The sequence below is a fragment of the Salinivibrio sp. IB868 genome, assembly GCF_001995655.1.
GTDB lineage: Bacteria > Pseudomonadota > Gammaproteobacteria > Enterobacterales > Vibrionaceae > Salinivibrio > Salinivibrio siamensis.
This window is the reverse complement of the sequence record NZ_MUEW01000008.1, coordinates 38,976-53,954: the sequence shown is the minus strand read 5'-3', so window position 1 is coordinate 53,954 and position 14,979 is coordinate 38,976. Positions and strand designations below refer to the sequence as shown.

At 50.4% G+C, this 14,979-nt stretch carries 13 protein-coding genes; 4 read left to right on the top strand and 9 right to left on the bottom strand.

Translation table 11 applies throughout. The annotated features are described in order from the left end of the window. Positions 1 to 13: 13 nt before the first annotated feature. The 4 genes from BZG20_RS09915 to BZG20_RS09900 form a co-directional block, all read right to left on the bottom strand. Positions 14 to 1,225 carry an acetyl-CoA C-acetyltransferase gene (locus BZG20_RS09915; protein ID WP_077578890.1) on the bottom strand — a complete coding sequence of 404 codons (1,212 nt, stop codon included), beginning with the start codon at positions 1,223 to 1,225 and terminating at the stop codon, positions 14 to 16. 15 nt (positions 1,226 to 1,240) lie between these two features. Continuing rightward, a complete protein-coding gene (locus BZG20_RS09910; RefSeq protein WP_046074155.1) occupies positions 1,241 to 1,981 on the bottom strand; it encodes an SDR family oxidoreductase in 741 nt (246 codons plus the stop codon). Positions 1,982 to 2,485: 504 nt separating this feature from the next. Then, on the bottom strand, positions 2,486 to 2,911 hold the full coding sequence (gene csdE, locus BZG20_RS09905; RefSeq protein ID WP_046074156.1) for a cysteine desulfurase sulfur acceptor subunit CsdE: 426 nt from the start codon (positions 2,909 to 2,911) through the stop codon (positions 2,486 to 2,488). Positions 2,912 to 2,930: 19 nt separating this feature from the next. After that, positions 2,931 to 4,142, bottom strand: a complete 1,212-nt coding sequence (locus BZG20_RS09900; RefSeq protein ID WP_077578888.1) for a cysteine desulfurase — start codon at positions 4,140 to 4,142, stop codon at positions 2,931 to 2,933. A gap of 356 nt (positions 4,143 to 4,498) precedes the next feature. Here BZG20_RS09900 and BZG20_RS09895 point away from each other — a divergent pair, with 356 nt between their 5' ends. The 4 genes from BZG20_RS09895 to rlmM all read left to right on the top strand — a co-directional run bounded on the left by BZG20_RS09895 (position 4,499) and on the right by rlmM (position 7,612). Further along, positions 4,499 to 5,404 carry a transcriptional regulator GcvA gene (locus BZG20_RS09895; RefSeq protein ID WP_046074158.1) on the top strand — a complete coding sequence of 302 codons (906 nt, stop codon included), beginning with the start codon at positions 4,499 to 4,501 and terminating at the stop codon, positions 5,402 to 5,404. Continuing rightward, positions 5,401 to 6,039: an alpha/beta family hydrolase gene (locus tag BZG20_RS09890; protein WP_077578886.1), complete on the top strand. Its 639-nt coding sequence runs from the start codon at positions 5,401 to 5,403 to the stop codon at positions 6,037 to 6,039. The genes BZG20_RS09895 and BZG20_RS09890 overlap by 4 nt, the downstream gene beginning before the upstream one ends. Further along, a complete protein-coding gene (locus BZG20_RS09885) occupies positions 6,036 to 6,416 on the top strand; it encodes a DUF423 domain-containing protein (protein ID WP_046074160.1) in 381 nt (126 codons plus the stop codon). The genes BZG20_RS09890 and BZG20_RS09885 overlap by 4 nt, the downstream gene beginning before the upstream one ends. A 119-nt stretch (positions 6,417 to 6,535) precedes the next feature. Then, positions 6,536 to 7,612 (top strand): 23S rRNA (cytidine(2498)-2'-O)-methyltransferase RlmM, encoded by a 1,077-nt coding sequence (gene rlmM, locus BZG20_RS09880; protein ID WP_046074221.1) that lies wholly within the window; start codon positions 6,536 to 6,538, stop codon positions 7,610 to 7,612. An 85-nt stretch (positions 7,613 to 7,697) separates the two neighbouring features. On the opposite strand, the gene xni is transcribed toward rlmM, so the two are convergent. From xni to queF, 5 genes are all read right to left on the bottom strand, one after another. Further along, positions 7,698 to 8,489 (bottom strand): flap endonuclease Xni, encoded by a 792-nt coding sequence (gene xni, locus BZG20_RS09875; protein WP_108743037.1) that lies wholly within the window; start codon positions 8,487 to 8,489, stop codon positions 7,698 to 7,700. A gap of 118 nt (positions 8,490 to 8,607) precedes the next feature. Next, positions 8,608 to 9,963 carry a nucleotide 5'-monophosphate nucleosidase PpnN gene (ppnN, locus tag BZG20_RS09870; protein ID WP_077578883.1) on the bottom strand — a complete coding sequence of 452 codons (1,356 nt, stop codon included), beginning with the start codon at positions 9,961 to 9,963 and terminating at the stop codon, positions 8,608 to 8,610. A gap of 119 nt (positions 9,964 to 10,082) precedes the next feature. Next, positions 10,083 to 11,639 carry a GGDEF domain-containing protein gene (locus tag BZG20_RS09865; protein ID WP_052708027.1) on the bottom strand — a complete coding sequence of 519 codons (1,557 nt, stop codon included), beginning with the start codon at positions 11,637 to 11,639 and terminating at the stop codon, positions 10,083 to 10,085. Between the two features lie 77 nt (positions 11,640 to 11,716). Further along, positions 11,717 to 14,062: a hypothetical protein gene (locus tag BZG20_RS09860; RefSeq protein WP_077578882.1), complete on the bottom strand. Its 2,346-nt coding sequence runs from the start codon at positions 14,060 to 14,062 to the stop codon at positions 11,717 to 11,719. A gap of 57 nt (positions 14,063 to 14,119) precedes the next feature. Next, positions 14,120 to 14,968 (bottom strand): NADPH-dependent 7-cyano-7-deazaguanine reductase QueF, encoded by an 849-nt coding sequence (queF, locus tag BZG20_RS09855; protein WP_046074164.1) that lies wholly within the window; start codon positions 14,966 to 14,968, stop codon positions 14,120 to 14,122. Positions 14,969 to 14,979 lie beyond the last annotated feature (11 nt).

Here is a 14,979-nt window from a genome sequence, read left to right as displayed (position 1 = left end):
CGCAAGTGTCCGTTTATGCTTGTGTACGCTTAACAATTAAAGCTGTACCCATGCCGCCGCCAATACACAAAGAAGCCACCCCGTGGGTTTCGCCTCTTCGCGCGAGCTCGTGTAGCAAGGTCACCACAATCCGGTTACCTGATGCCCCGAGCGGATGACCGAGTGCAATGGCACCGCCGTTGACATTGGCACGCGCCAATATCGCATCAGGTGTTGTTTTGTGGTGCTCCGCCAATTGGTGTATGACCCCCAGTGCTTGTGCTGCAAATGCTTCATTAAGCTCAAATAAATCAATGGTGTCGAGAGTCAGGTTGGCTTTCTCCAATGCCGTATTGACAGCCCCCACTGGGCCTAAGCCCATGATGCTCGGATCGACACCGTGCTGAGCGTAGGCGGCAACTTCTGCGAGTGGTGTCAGCCCGTGCTCTTTGACTGCGGACTCAGACGCGAGGATCACCGCACTCGCGCCATCATTGATACCCGAGGCGTTACCGGCCGTTACTGAGCCTTCTTTATCAAATGCTGGGCGCAGCTTGCTGAGGCCCTCTAGCGTGGCGTCTGCTTTTGGGTACTCATCGGTATCAAAAGTAATGGTTTGCTTGCGCTGCTTAATCTCAATCGGGATGATTTCATCTTTAAACCGACCCGCTTCAATGGCTGAAACGGTTTTTTGTTGGCTGCTAAGCGCAAAGCTATCTTGTTGCTCACGGGTAATCCCGACTTCTTTGGCAACGTTTTCGGCGGTGACTCCCATGTGATATTGGTTGTACACATCGGTAAGTCCGTCATTAATGAGCAAGTCTTTCATGGCGAAGTTGCCCATTTTTTGTCCAGTGCGGAGGTTGCCCGCTGCCGCAAATGGGATTTGTGACATGTTTTCAACCCCAGCCGCGACGACAACCTGTGCATCGCCGGCTCGGATATGGGTGACAGCATCCATGATACTTTTCATGCCGCTACCACAGACCATATTGATTGAATACGCAGGGACATGGGTCGGGATATCCGCGTAAATCGCAGCTTGACGACCGATCCCCATCCCTTGTCCTGCGCTGACCACGTTACCCACGATGACTTCATCAATCGCGGTTGGGGCAAGTGATGTTTCACTTAGCGCGCCTTTAATGGCGTAAGCGGCCAGTTGCCCCGTTGGGACGTCTTTGAGCGTGCCTGAGAAGGCACCGATGGCGGTGCGTTTTGCCGCCACAATAAAAATACGTTCCATCAATCTATCCTTGATTTATTGCATGTAGAGGCCGCCGTTTACCGACAGCGTCTCACCCGTAATGTAAGCGCCTGCGTCGCTGGCAAGGTAAGCCACCGATGCCGCAATTTCTTCTGGCTTGGCCAAGCGCTTCATCGGGATCTGGTTGGTGATTGACTCCAACACATCGTCGCGCATGGCGGTAACCATTGGTGTCGCGGTATAGCCTGGCGCCACGACGTTGACAGTGACACCGGCCCGCGCCCCTTCTGCCGCGAGTGACTTACTAAAGCCCATCATGCCGGCTTTGGCGGCGGCATAGTTGGCTTGGCCAAATTGGCCTTTTTGGCCATTGACGGATGAGATATTAATGATGCGTCCTCCTCCTTTTTCGCACATGGCGGCGAACAAGGGCTGAGTGACGTTAAAGAGGCTGTTGAGGTTGGTATTAATGACATCATGCCATTGTGAGGCATTCATTTTCTTGAACACACTGTCGCGGGTAATACCAGCATTGTTTACCAGTACATCCACCGTGCCTTCTTCCTCGAGTAGCTTAGCAATCCGTGAGGCGCATTGTTCGGTATCGGTGACATCAAGCTCAAACAAACGAACTTGGTCGTGGTTAAATTTCTTTTCGTCAAACCACTCTTGGGCGCACTCCGCTCCCCCTGTAAAGTGGGTCGCGATGACGCGGTATCCATCTTCCACCAATTTCTCGGTAATTGCTGATCCTATCCCGCCTTTCGCGCCGGTTACTAATGCCAGTTTTTTCATTTATGACTCCATTCACTACAACAAGCAAACTAAACGAGATGCCTGAAGCCGCATCTGGAACCACTTCAAACCAGAATTACAGTCATCTTTTTCTCACAGCAGCAATAGTTGTGCCAAAAATCAACTTATCATGCTGCCGATATTGTTAGGCAGCCTAACGGATTGGTGTGACCCTTTTATGACTGCCTGCTTCTAAGCTAACGAATCTAGACAAATACGCAAAGTATAAAAACCCCATGTTCCGCATTCGAGATCTTGGTCATACTAATGAGGAAATACTGCAATCAATTGTTAAAATAATGTTTGTTTTGTGTTTGTTTTTGTTGGTTTTAAATCGAATTGCCCACTGCTTGACTAAGTCCATGAAATGGATTGCATTAGTGGTCAGGTTGGTGGGTTTATGTTGAAGTCTGCCTTTTTAAATGGACAGGGTGGTCAGAAAATGATCACTGCTTGTGCGTTGAGTGGAGAGCGGTGGCGACACGCCACCACGTGGATAAAGAACTAACGAGTGACCTGATGAATGTATTCAATGATAGCGTGCAAGCCATTGGTGCGTGACTCACTTAAATGGTGCGCCAGTCCCGCTTGCTGGAAAATGCGGTCTATATCGAGGGTATGAATGGCATTACCGTGTTGACCGTGAACACAGGCAAGCACGATCGCTAATAAGCCTTTAACAATTCTGGCGTTGGAGTCGGCGGCAAAGTAATGGGTGTCCCCCTCTGCCTGATGGAGAAACCAAACCGCGCTCTCACAGCCGTGTACTTGGCTTGCTGTTTGTTTTTGTGCATCAGTAAAGGTTGGTAGCCGTTTTCCCCACAAAATCAATTGTCGGTATTTATCTTCCCAGCTGGTGTGTTGCGCGAGCATCTCGGTGACCGTCGCTTGGTTAAGCTCGGTGCCAAAAGGGTGATGGGGTAACGCCATTGTCTATCCTGCCTTATGATTAAATGTCGAGTAGATCCAGGGTCTTATCTAATGCTGCAATAAACTGTGCGATATCCTGGTGTGTATTGTAGGCCGCCAGAGAGACCCTGATGGTGCCATCGACCCCAAGCGCCTTAATAAAAGGGTGGGCACAATGATGGCCAGAGCGAACAGCAATACCTTGCTGGGCCAACAATTCAGCTACATCGGCATGATGCTCGTCACGCACGACAAAAGAGACCATAGAACTGGTCGCCTGTGGCGCGATTAAATGAATGCGCGGCCTCGTGCGTAAAGCTTCTATAAGTTGTTGGTAACAGCTTGCTATGTGTGCCTCCACTGCTTGGCTGTCTTGTTGTTGGAGCCAATGAATAGCAGCGGCAAGGCCAATTGCGCCGGCGGTGTTAGGCGTGCCTGCTTCAAAACGGGCGGGAATGGGGGCGAGACTATGATGGTCAAACGACACGTCTGTGATCATCTTCCCACCCCCGTGGAAAGGCGAGAGCGCGCTCAGCGCTTCTGATTTTCCATACAAGACGCCAATTCCTGTGGGACCATAAAGTTTATGGCCCGAAAAAACATAATAGTCAGTGTCCAGTGTTTGCATACTGATAGGCTCATGGACGATACCCTGTGCGCCATCAATGATCACGGTTGCACCAACTTTGTGCGCCAGCTGGGTCATTTCCTCGATAGGATGGCGGGTGCCGGTGACATTGCTGACATGACTGATCGCAACAATGCGTGTCCGTGCGGTTAAGCGTTGCTGATATACCTTCATATCTAAGTGCCCCGTGCGAGGGCAGCAGGGGATTTTTACCAGTTGAGCGCCCGTGCGTTGTGCCATCAATTGCCAAGGGATCAGGTTGGCATGGTGCTCCATTTCGCTGACCAGGATCTCGTCTTGTGGGGTAAGCGAGTGGCTTAGGCCATAGGCGATCAGATTAATGGCTTCTGTCGCGCCCCGGGTCCAGACGATATTGTGTGGGTTGGCACCGATAAAATGTGCTACATCTCGCCGCGCTTGCTCAAACTGTTCGGTTGCGGAGAGGGACGCTTGGTGCTGGCCTCGATGGACGTTTGCAACCGGCATCATATAGCTGCGACTGATCGCATCAATCACTGACTGCGGCTTTTGGGCAGTAGCAGCACTGTCTAGATATACCCAGCCTGGCGTATCAAAAGCGGGAAACTGGGCGCGTAGGAAATGGGGATCAAAACCGTCGGTCATAGTTATCGTCCGAAATAAAATCCCGTCTATGATCGCTATCTCGTGGATGTAACTCAAGTCTGTTGTTGGTTCGCGCCTTATTACAGACAAAAAAAAGCACTGAGCGACGCTCAGTGCCAACAAATATGTAATGACAGACAATGTCAAAATACAGGAAGTTAAAAGTGGTAGATACGACTACCTGTCTAACCAGTGTTAGACAAATGCAAACACAACATCGCAACCACGGAAACAGTCTAAATAGAGAGACGTCACAAGTGGATGCGGGGAGCACTATAGGAGTTTGCTGGTATATCAGCAATCGACAATTTATAATGCCAACGATTAGAAAAATTAATGCATAGAGGTGTCAGCATATGGCGAGGCGTCTTCCCCCACTCAACGCGCTGCGTGTGTTTGAAGCAGCCGCACGACATTTGAGCTTTACGCGAGCGGCAGAAGAGCTGTTTGTGACTCAAGCGGCAGTCAGTCATCAAATCAAGGCATTAGAGGAGTTTCTTGGTTTGAAGCTTTTCCGCCGGCGTAACCGTTCGTTACTATTGACCGAAGAAGGACAAGGGTACTTTCTTGATATAAAAGATATTTTCTCTGAGCTTTCCTATGCGACGGATAAAGTGCTGGAACGCAGTGCCAAAGGGGCGCTGACGATTAGTTTGCCGCCCAGTTTTGCGATTCAATGGCTAGTACCTCGATTAGCTGATTTTAATACAGCGCATCCTGATATTGATGTTCGGATAAAAGCGGTTGATTTGGAAGAAGGGTCTCTGACCGATGATGTCGATGTTGCCATTTACTATGGCCGGGGACACTGGACGGGATTGCGCTGCGATCTTTTGTATCAAGAATGCTTGTTGCCTGTGTGTTCTCCACTGCTACTGGAGTCAGGGCAGCCTCTACAAACCCCAGATGATTTGGTTCATCATGTTTTATTGCATGACCGCTCGCGTAAAGAATGGAAAGCATTTGCGAAAGCCCATCAACTTAGTGAGGTGAATGTTGAGCATGGGCCGATTTTTAGTCACTCATCCATGGTGTTGCAGGCGGCGGCACATGGGCAAGGTGTCGCGCTAGGAAACAATGTGCTTTCTCAACCAGAGTTAGCATCTGGGCGCTTGGTTCAGCCTTTCGAGCAAGTACTAAAGAGCGATAATGGCTTCTACTTGGTCAGCCAGCAACGCGATGCTGATACCGGACGTATTACCGCATTCCGAGAATGGATGTTGGCGACGGCAGCGAAAGAACAAGAGAAAATGAATTTATGACAGGTTTAGAGGTTGACGGGCCGGAAACGGCAACAGACTGGGTGATTTTTGCCCATGGTGCGGGCGCTGGAAAGGATCACGAGTTCATGGCTGATATGGCCGCGCGGATAGGGAAACACTGCAAAGTGGTGCGATTTAACTTTCCCTATATGGAAAAGCGCGATCAAGAGGGAAAAAAGCGCCCGCCCGATCGCGCTCCAAAATTACTTGCCCATTTTGAGTCTGTGATTGAGCACGTGGATGGTTTGCGCCCTGCTGGGAGCCGATTATGGTTAGCTGGTAAGTCGATGGGTGGGCGTATGGCGAGTCATTTGACTGATCATGCCTCTGTCAGTGGGGGGATTTGTTTGGGCTTTCCATTCCATCCCCCAGGGAAGCCGGAAAAGTATAAAGGAGCGCATCTGGCGACCGTTGAGCGTCCACTGCTGATTATACAAGGTGCACGCGATACGTTCGGCCGTGAAGACGAAGTGATGCATTATCCGCTGTCTCCCTCGGTTCAAGTGATTGTTGTCCCGGATGGCGATCATAGCTTTAAGCCTCGTAAAGCCTCAGGGTATACAGAGTCAGGCAATCGCCAGTGGGCGGTGGATAGCCTACATCGGTTTATTGAACAACAAGGTCAGCAAGGATGAAATTACATCATTGGGTGTGTGTAGCGGCGATCGGCGCAGGGTTAGCCGTGGGGCTAGGCGCTTTTGCCGCGCATGGATTAAAAGCGGTGCTGTCAGATTATCAGTTAGCGATTTTTAAAACGGGCGTAGACTACCAAATGTGGCACAGTCTCGCCTTATTGGGGATTTGCGGTGTCGCCTCCCAGGTTTCTTCTCGCTGTTTTGCCATTGTGGCTTGGGCTTGGCTTATCGGTGTTGTGGCGTTTAGTGGTAGCTTATACCTCCTGGCGCTGACATCTTGGCATTGGCTTGGGCCCATTACCCCAATGGGAGGTGTGAGCTTTCTGATCGGCTGGGTGGGGCTAGCCATAGGAGCCTGGCGTTCTTATCAGCGCTGAGTCCGCTGACATGAATAAAAGCCTCGCGGGCATTTCTTTCTGGTCTGGATGGCAGATATAATGCGCAGCTTATTTTTACCGCCACACAGCGTGGTGATATGTTCGAGCCAGAGGGTGTTATGAATCAGGTTCTGCTTTATTGTCGTGCGGGGTTTGAGAAAGACTGTGCCGCAGAGATCCAACAAAAAACCACCGACATGGGGGTATATGGGTTCCCGCGCGTGGTCAATAACAGTGCGTATGTCCTGTTTGAGTGTTACCAAGAGGGCGATGCCGAGCGTGTTGTTCGTGATCTCCCGCTAGACTCACTGATTTTTGCCCGGCAAATGATCGCTATCACCGCGTCTCTTTCTGAGCTCGACCCTGACGATCGTATCTCACCGATTTTGGCAGTGGGCGAGCGCTTACCCAAAGGCGGCGACTTACGGGTGGAAACCCCAGATAATGATGAAGCGAAAGCCCTGTTGAAATTCTGTCGTAAGTTCACCGTGCCATTGCGTCAGGCGCTACGTAAGCAAGGCGTGATGCTGGCAAAGGATAACCCGAAAAAGCCGGTGATCCACGTGTGCTTTACCGCCCCAGGCACCTGTTTGATCGGCTATTCACTGACAACCAATAACTCCCCGCATTATATGGGGTTACCACGCATGAAGTTTCCGGCTGATGCGCCGAGTCGCTCCACCTTAAAATTGGAAGAGGCATTTCATCACTTTATTCCCAAGCAAGAATGGGAGACGCGTTTAGCGCCCGGCATGTGGGCGGTCGATTTAGGTGCGTGTCCGGGAGGTTGGACCTATCAATTGGTCAAGCGCTCGATGTTTGTCCACGCGGTGGATAACGGGGCGATGGATGAACAGCTCATGGATACAGGGCAAGTGTTTCATCACGCCGAAGATGGATTTAAATTTGAGCCTACGCGAAAAAATGTCACTTGGCTGGTGTGCGATATGATTGAAAAGCCTTCTCGTGTGGCCCAATTGATGGGTGAGTGGCTGATTGAAGGGTGGGCAAAAGAAGCAATATTTAATTTGAAATTGCCCATGAGCCGCCGCTATGAGCAGGTGACGGAGAACCTCGACACCTTAGGTGCATTTCTTGATGACTACAAGGTGGCGTATGAAATGCGCGCGAAGCATCTGTACCATGATCGCGAGGAAATCACGGTGCACTTACGGCGGGTAAAACGTCAGCGCTAGATGCAGCAGTGTGGGCCTATCTTAGCACCGCATACCGGCTTTATACTTATTCATCACCACTGAACTTCATCACCACTGAATACGGTTACGAGGGTTGGCCCTCAGCGGCAGGTTCAAAACGGATATCTTGTAGGTTAAAGCCTAGTGGGATATCCGTTTTTAGTTGCGCGACCTTTTTACAACGTTGAGCCAGCTCATAATGACCGTTGAGTTTTTTTTGCCACTTTGGTGCCAGATCCTCAGCAGCGAACACTGCATCGATAGTGGCATAGTCGCTCAGCAAGCTGGCGGCCGTTTTGGGACCGATCCCTGGCACGCCACTTATCTCACTACTGCTGATCCCTGCGAGCCCCCAAAAATCGCAAAGCTGCTCTGGACGAACGCCGAATTGTGATTGGACGAAGGCGAGATCTAACCAGCGCTGCTGAAAGTAATCGCGGATCCTGACTGTCGGTTGCAATAGCTGACAGTAGCCTTTGTCAGTCGATACGATTGTGACATCTTGCCGGCGCTCGGCCACTTTTAAAGCCAGGGTGGCAATCATGTCGTCAGCTTCATCGCCTTGAGAAAGCAACGAGTCGACGCCGTGCTGCCAAAATGCATCTTGAATCGCATCTAACCCTTGCTCGAGTACTGCAGGCATTGGTTTACGGTGTTGTTTGTATGCCGGCAAGATCTCTGCGCGCCAGCCACGATCATTACCCAGGTGATCAAAGACAGCAATAATATGGCTCGGCTGGCTATGATTGATGATTTTATTGAGGGTTTTGAGGCAGGCATTCACCGTGGTGTCGATGGCATCGCCTTCAGGCTGAGCCGCGTGGACACGGCGAATGAGGTTCATTGCATCGATAATGACAACATGGAGGTTAGACATAATAAAAACCAGTAATAACGCGCAGCATGAGCCGCGCATTATACCTGTGTTAGTGGCATAACGCAGTGTGCGAGATGCAGGTTATCGATAGCTCGCCGGCTCAGTGCGCGCGTTAAGGCTAGGAAACAATCTCATAGCACGGCACATAGGCGGTGCCTGGCAGCTTCATCCGTTGTTGGTCGACGAAGCTTTGTAACAGTTTGTCCATTTTTGCCATCAAATACTTGTCCCCATCAATTTTAAATGGGCCGTGTTGCTCGATATTGCGCATCCCCTCGTCTTTAACATTCCCTGCCACAATGCCCGAGAATGCCTGACGTAACGCTGAAGCGAGTAACTCTGGGCGCTGATTCATGTGCAAGTTGAGGTTAGCCATGTTTTCGTGTGTTGGCGCAAAGGGATGTTGGAAGTCCGGCTCGATTTTCAATGACCAATTGTACGAGTAGGCATCGCCGGTGGCTTTGCGATGCTCTTTGACGGCAGGCATGGCATTTTTCATTAATCGTGCGGCTTTGGCTGGATCGTCAATCACGATTTCATAATATTGGGTGGCTTCCTCGCCCAATACATCACGAATAAAGGCATCGATATCGCGAAAGTAATCTTCACTTTCTTTCGGGCCGGTTAACACGATAGGCAAAGGCTGTGAGCGGTTATCAGGGTGCATCATGATGCCAARAATATACAGCAGCTCTTCCGCTGTCCCTGCGCCACCTGGGAAAATGACAATCCCATGCGCGATACGGACAAATGCCTCTAGGCGCTTTTCAATATCTGGCATGATCACCAGCTCGTTAACCATGGGGTTCGGCGGCTCAGCAGCGATAATAGAGGGCTCGGTTAAGCCAATAAAGCGGCTGTCATACGTGCGCTGCTTGGCATGGCCGATGGCTGCGCCTTTCATTGGCCCCTCCATCGCACCAGGGCCACACCCCGTACAAATATCTAGTTCACGCAGACCAAGTTCATGACCCACTTCACGCGTGTATTGATATTCGATGTCGTTGATTGAATGCCCCCCCCAGCAAACCACTAAATTAGGATCGACTCGCGGGCGGAGCGTTTTCGCATTACGCAATATACCGAATATTAAGTTAGTGATATGTGGTGAGCTATCGAGGTTGAGGGCAGGACTATGCTCGAGCTGCACATTGACGTGAATAATGTCGCGTAGTACCGAGAACATATGCTCTTGAATGCCGCGAATGATCTTACCGTCGACAAAGGCATGATCCGGTGGATTAACCAGCTCGAGTTTGATGCCCCGCTCTCGGCGCAACACGCGAATTTCAAAGTTGGCGTGTTTTTCAAGAAGTGCTTTGGAGCTGTCTGTATGGCTGCCTGAATTTAAAACGGCCAATGAGCAGTTGCGGTATAAGCGGTACAGATCACTGCTGGCGCTGGCTTTTAAACGATCGACCTCTATTTGAGAAAGCAGATCCATCGTTCCAATCGGACTAATGTGTGTGATCATAGCGACAACCTCTTACACGCCGACATCCTGTTTAACGCAAGCCAGGCTGTCGAGCGGTGCTATAAAAATCAGTGTGTTAATTAAAAATACACACGCTAGCCACAATTGACCAGTAAAAATTAACACCAGATGATTTGGTTGCGACCACTGTTTTTCGCTTGATAGAGGGCTTGGTCAGCACGCTCTAGCACCGGCGTGGGGGTGTCCTCACCTTGGAAGAGGGTGGCACCAATTGAGACGCTAATTGAAACGCGCTCGTTTTTAAACTTCAACGGGAGTTTGCGAATGGTGTGGCTAATATTGGCCAAAATATCGGTCCGCGTTTCATCATCCGCATCAGGTAGTAAAATGACAAACTCTTCGCCACCAAAGCGGGCAATAAAGTCGGTGTCGCGCAGACATTGGTAGATGCTGCGCGCGATAATTTTCAACGCTTTATCACCGACTTCGTAGCCAAATTGTTGATTCACTTGTTTAAAGTGGTCAAGATCAATGACGGCAAGGCAAAACTCACGCTGGTACTTTTTCCATAACCGGTACTCATGCTCCAAACGATCGTTAAGGGCGGCACGGTTGTAGACGCGGGTCAGCGGGTCTAACAGGCGTTTACGTTCTTGGTCGCCGACGCGACGATGTTGATCGAGGGTTTGCTCTGCTAAGGCGCTAAGTTGGTTCTGATTGTGTGCCAACTGCTCTTCCAAGGCTTGTTCGCGATTTTTGAGCGCTTTGTTTTCTTGCGCGATCACTTTCAGCTCTGCAAGCGCTTGGGTTAATGCGGCTTCTGGGTTGGCTTTTGCCGCGCCTTTCCGTTTGAGTTCGTGTTCAATATCGTTAATGGTGCGGTCGAGGCGCTGATCGACACCTTGATGTGCCAGCCGTAGTTGTGTCGCATGATCATGCGCACGGGTATTTTGTTGGCTTATTGAGACGAGGTCATCATTGACTTGACTGAGAAATTGCTGCGAAGCCCGCCGCTCAGATTGGGTAGCTTCCAGAATCAGCTTGAGTGCCGCCAACGTCAAAGACACCACGGTAGCCGGTGATATATCGGTCAGCAGTTCACGGCGGATTTCAAGCAACTTATCGCCTGCTTGACCGTTGATATCGAGCTCTGTAATCAGGTTTTGTAGTTCATCAGCGACGCGACGTATCTGATCGTTGTCGATGTCTGGTGTTTGTTGGGTGCGGGGCCTAGCAACTTGCAAGGTCACGGCGCGTTCGTAAAGCTGAAGTAACTTAATGAGGTGTTGTGTGCGTTCGGTATCACCGTTCGCCGGTTGCGCTAATAGATCTCGCAAGTCACGTTTCAATTGAGCGGGGAGACCTGTCACTCGCTGTAGTGTTTCACCACTGGTGTGAAATTGCTCATCGAGGTGTGACTGTGCTTTTGCTTGTGTCATGTTTTGATGACCCACCATGCGTTCAATAACGGCTAAACGCGGAAGCAACGCGCTAACATCCTGCGTTGAATACAATACGTCACGGAACTCGGCCAGTTTTTGGTCGACCAAGTTATTTTTACCCGAGCACGTGGCGATAAAGCGCGAAACCAGCCGTTTAAGGCTATGGATTTCTCGACGCGACTTAAGCGCCAGCTCCCGATACGTTGAGGGCGACGCATTATTACCCGCCTGAGCGGGCTGGGCCGACAACGGTGATGGGGTGGACTTAGTCATTTTATCGAGGAAATACCTGATTATATTCGCGTTTTGGCGCCATTGGTAGCGAAAACAGTTTCACTAACTACCTGTAGCTATACCGACTTATTGCTCTGATCATCAATAACTGACGATGGCTTTTTATCAGATTCGTGATCCTTCTGCCAGTTCAATAAGTCGTTCGCTGAAGATTTAACCTTTACCAATCCAGAGTCAATCCCTTTCAAGCAAGCATGACGTAAGTTGGTGTTCACGAAGCTCGCGGCGGGCGCTGTGTTAATCGCGCTAAAGTGTACCCAATGACTTTCTCCGGTCTGTTGCGCGAGATCACTGGCTTGATGAGTAGCCGTTAATAAAATCTCGATTAACTCTTGGTCATTAATCGATGTGTACGCGCGCGGTAAAAAAGGGTATTCCGCGAGACCAATGGCGACTTGCGGCGTGAGCGCTGGAGGTTGGTCACCTGCATTCACCGTTTGTGCCTGACAGCTTTGGTAGTGGCTGACAAAGTCTGCGATCAAAGACTGCACAAAATGAGCAAGCGCGTCAGGCTGGGTATCTTGATCCCAATTGGTCTCGATATAAATAAACAAGGTATCAGCGAAATGATATAAGCGGCCAGATTGAGTGACTCGTTCGGACAAATAGTCGCCAAGCTGACGCTCGATATCTTGCGCCCTTTGATAACCGAGACGCAAAAATAACGCTTTTAGAAAGGCGACATCGAACATGGCAAAGCGTAGCCGATCACTGAGTGGCTGGTGGATCATGTCGTTCAGATACCATTGCTCAAAGTTGGCGTTACTTTTTTCCAACGAACGCGGTAACTTGGCATTCAGCATGCGTAAGTTCCTCAGCCCGGTGCGTGGGTGCGTATAAAAGTCATCACGCAGCTCTTCGAGTTCTCCTTGACGCATCACCGCGGCACGATGACGAAGGTAAACAATGGCCACCAACACCCCAAGGCTGCCTAGTAGGAAATAGTTGACCTTTTGTAGGTGGAGCTGCTCTTGGTGTGCGCTATCTAGCTGGCGCTGCAATTCATCCATCTGTAGCTGTCGCTCGACCACACGCTGTTGTTGTTTAAAGGTATCGGCTTGTTGCTGTTGCTCTGATTGCGTTTGCTGTGCGCGCAGCTTTTCATAATCACGTTGCATCATCAGAGCCGCTTGATACTTGCCTTGCGATTCCAAGGCTTTGGAGAGGGCGTGATGCGCCATCGTCATGGTTTTGCGGTCTTTTTCTACCTCTGCTCGCTCCAGTGCGGTGCGAATTTCTTTCTCTGCTTGCTTTGGTTGAGACAGTGCAAGATGAATACGTCCTTGTAACAACATTGCCTGTGTGGTCAGCGGCGAGTTGGGTAGGCTACCGACCAGTCTTAACGCATCTTGAATGTATCTGTCACTGAGCGGGAAATGCTCTAGCTGATAATAAGTGCGAGCGATGGCTAAGTGGACTTGCGCAAGCGGTTGGAGGCGACCGAGTGCTTGCTCAATTTCAAGCGCATTAAAATAATGCACCAAGGCAAAATTATAACGGGCTTGCTGCTCATAAATGGTGGCTAATAGGCGCTGTGACGCTGATAAACGTCGGCTTAATGAGAAGTGCTCAAAAAAGGCAGCGGCTTGGTTCGCGTGCTCAAGGGCTTGATTGAGCACGCCTTGCTGGTTATACAGCTTGGCCAGCTTCATATTGGCATCCGCAATCAATGCCGTGTATTCGTTCTCGCTTGCTATCCAGAAAGCACTGAGTAACTCGGTAAGGGCACTTTCATGTTGCTTTTGGTCGAGTAAAAAGCCGCCCAACGAGAGCTGAAACTCGACTTTATCCCGCAAGTCTTGGGGATCATTGCTAAGCTGGCTTCGCGCATTCTCATAGGCGACAAGCGCGGTTTCACTGTCTGCGGTCGCCGCGAGAATATTGGCACGCAGTAAAGCGCTTTTAAAGCGGCTTGCTTGGCCGTTTAAGCTGTTTTCCGGCAAGGTTTCAATCGCTTTTTGGGCGGCATCGAGTGTCGCTAAGGCGCGCGTCGAGTCGCGATCAAGGTGCCAGACAAGAGAGGCCTCGGTCAGTAAAACTTGCACTTGTACGTGTTTTAAGTCGTATTCATCGACCACTTGATACGCTTTTTGTAGCGCGGCTTTAGCCTCTATGGGTTGATCGAGATACGCATAGGCTCGGGCACTGATCAAATAGGCATACACGGTATGCAATGGCGTGCGAATCGAGCGATCCGTGTCGTTATTGACGTGTGAGCGGTTGGCACCTGTGGTTAGGCGGCGTTGGGCTAAAAACCGATTGCTGATTTCCAACGATTGCGCTGGAGAGGTCTCGAGAAGCTTTTCGGCATTGGTTAGCACAGGTGAGGAGTGGATAGCGGCAAACGCCGTTATCGACGTTAACCAAAAAAGCAGGCCTACGAGTAGTCGGCTGATGCGCATGCGCCATCCTCTAAATAAAGCGATGAGAGAAAGGCTGCCCGCAGGCAGCCTGTGGTGTTATTGTCTTGCCAAACGGTTGTTTTCGCTTGGTGTTTTACCCATGTTCGTACGGTATGGATTAATATCTAAACCACCGCGACGCGTGTAACGGGCATAAACGGTGAGCTTTTCTGGCTGGCAAAAACGCATGATATCCATAAAAATGCGCTCCACACATTGCTCATGAAACTCATTGTGCTCACGAAATGACACCAAGTAGCGAAGCAGCTTCTCACGGTTTATCTTGTTGCCTTTATAGGCGATTCTCACCGAGCCCCAGTCTGGCTGATTGGTAATCAGGCAATTTGATTTGAGTAAATGGCTGTGAAGGGTCTCAGACACAACCGCGCCTTGAGCGGCACCGTCGAGCCAGTCTGGGTTAAATGTGTAGTCATCGATGCTGATATCTTGGTGATCGATGCATTCACCCGCTAGGCCAGCGATGGTTTCTCCCTCTAACTCACTGAGCGGTGATAAGGTGACATCCACCTCTTCGCCCGCACAGGCGGATAAATCGGTTTGCAATGCGTTAGCTACCTGTTGCCAGTTATCAAAGCGGGTTTGATTAAAGCTATTGAGGTACAGCTTAAATGATTTTGACTCGATCAAGTTGGGGCTAGAGGCCGGTAGACGGACTTCGCCAATCGCGACCTGGGGCAAACCATTTTTGTTGAGCCATGACAGCTCATACAAGGTCCAGGTGTCGTAACCGGTAAAGGGCATCGGCGCATTATCTAGTCCGATGGCCTGACGATTTAGCGCGCGAGGGACCGCACGCAGTTGTGACGGATCGTACTGGGTTGGATAATCTGTTTTTTCGCCAAGTGATAAATTGGCGAGGGCATCGGCATCTTGATAATTGCTCATACGGATCTGCT

Coding starts and splice junctions, on each gene's coding strand:
- BZG20_RS09915 (WP_077578890.1), bottom strand. CDS start 1,225: ATGGAACGTATTTTTATTGTGGCGGCAAAACGCACCGCCATCGGTGCC.
- BZG20_RS09910 (WP_046074155.1), bottom strand. CDS start 1,981: ATGAAAAAACTGGCATTAGTAACCGGCGCGAAAGGCGGGATAGGATCA.
- csdE (WP_046074156.1), bottom strand. CDS start 2,911: ATGGCGTTACCCCATCACCCTTTTGGCACCGAGCTTAACCAAGCGACG.
- BZG20_RS09900 (WP_077578888.1), bottom strand. CDS start 4,142: ATGACCGACGGTTTTGATCCCCATTTCCTACGCGCCCAGTTTCCCGCT.
- BZG20_RS09895 (WP_046074158.1), top strand. CDS start 4,499: ATGGCGAGGCGTCTTCCCCCACTCAACGCGCTGCGTGTGTTTGAAGCA.
- BZG20_RS09890 (WP_077578886.1), top strand. CDS start 5,401: ATGACAGGTTTAGAGGTTGACGGGCCGGAAACGGCAACAGACTGGGTG.
- BZG20_RS09885 (WP_046074160.1), top strand. CDS start 6,036: ATGAAATTACATCATTGGGTGTGTGTAGCGGCGATCGGCGCAGGGTTA.
- rlmM (WP_046074221.1), top strand. CDS start 6,536: ATGAATCAGGTTCTGCTTTATTGTCGTGCGGGGTTTGAGAAAGACTGT.
- xni (WP_108743037.1), bottom strand. CDS start 8,489: ATGTCTAACCTCCATGTTGTCATTATCGATGCAATGAACCTCATTCGC.
- BZG20_RS09865 (WP_052708027.1), bottom strand. CDS start 11,639: ATGACTAAGTCCACCCCATCACCGTTGTCGGCCCAGCCCGCTCAGGCG.
- BZG20_RS09860 (WP_077578882.1), bottom strand. CDS start 14,062: ATGCGCATCAGCCGACTACTCGTAGGCCTGCTTTTTTGGTTAACGTCG.
- queF (WP_046074164.1), bottom strand. CDS start 14,968: ATGAGCAATTATCAAGATGCCGATGCCCTCGCCAATTTATCACTTGGC.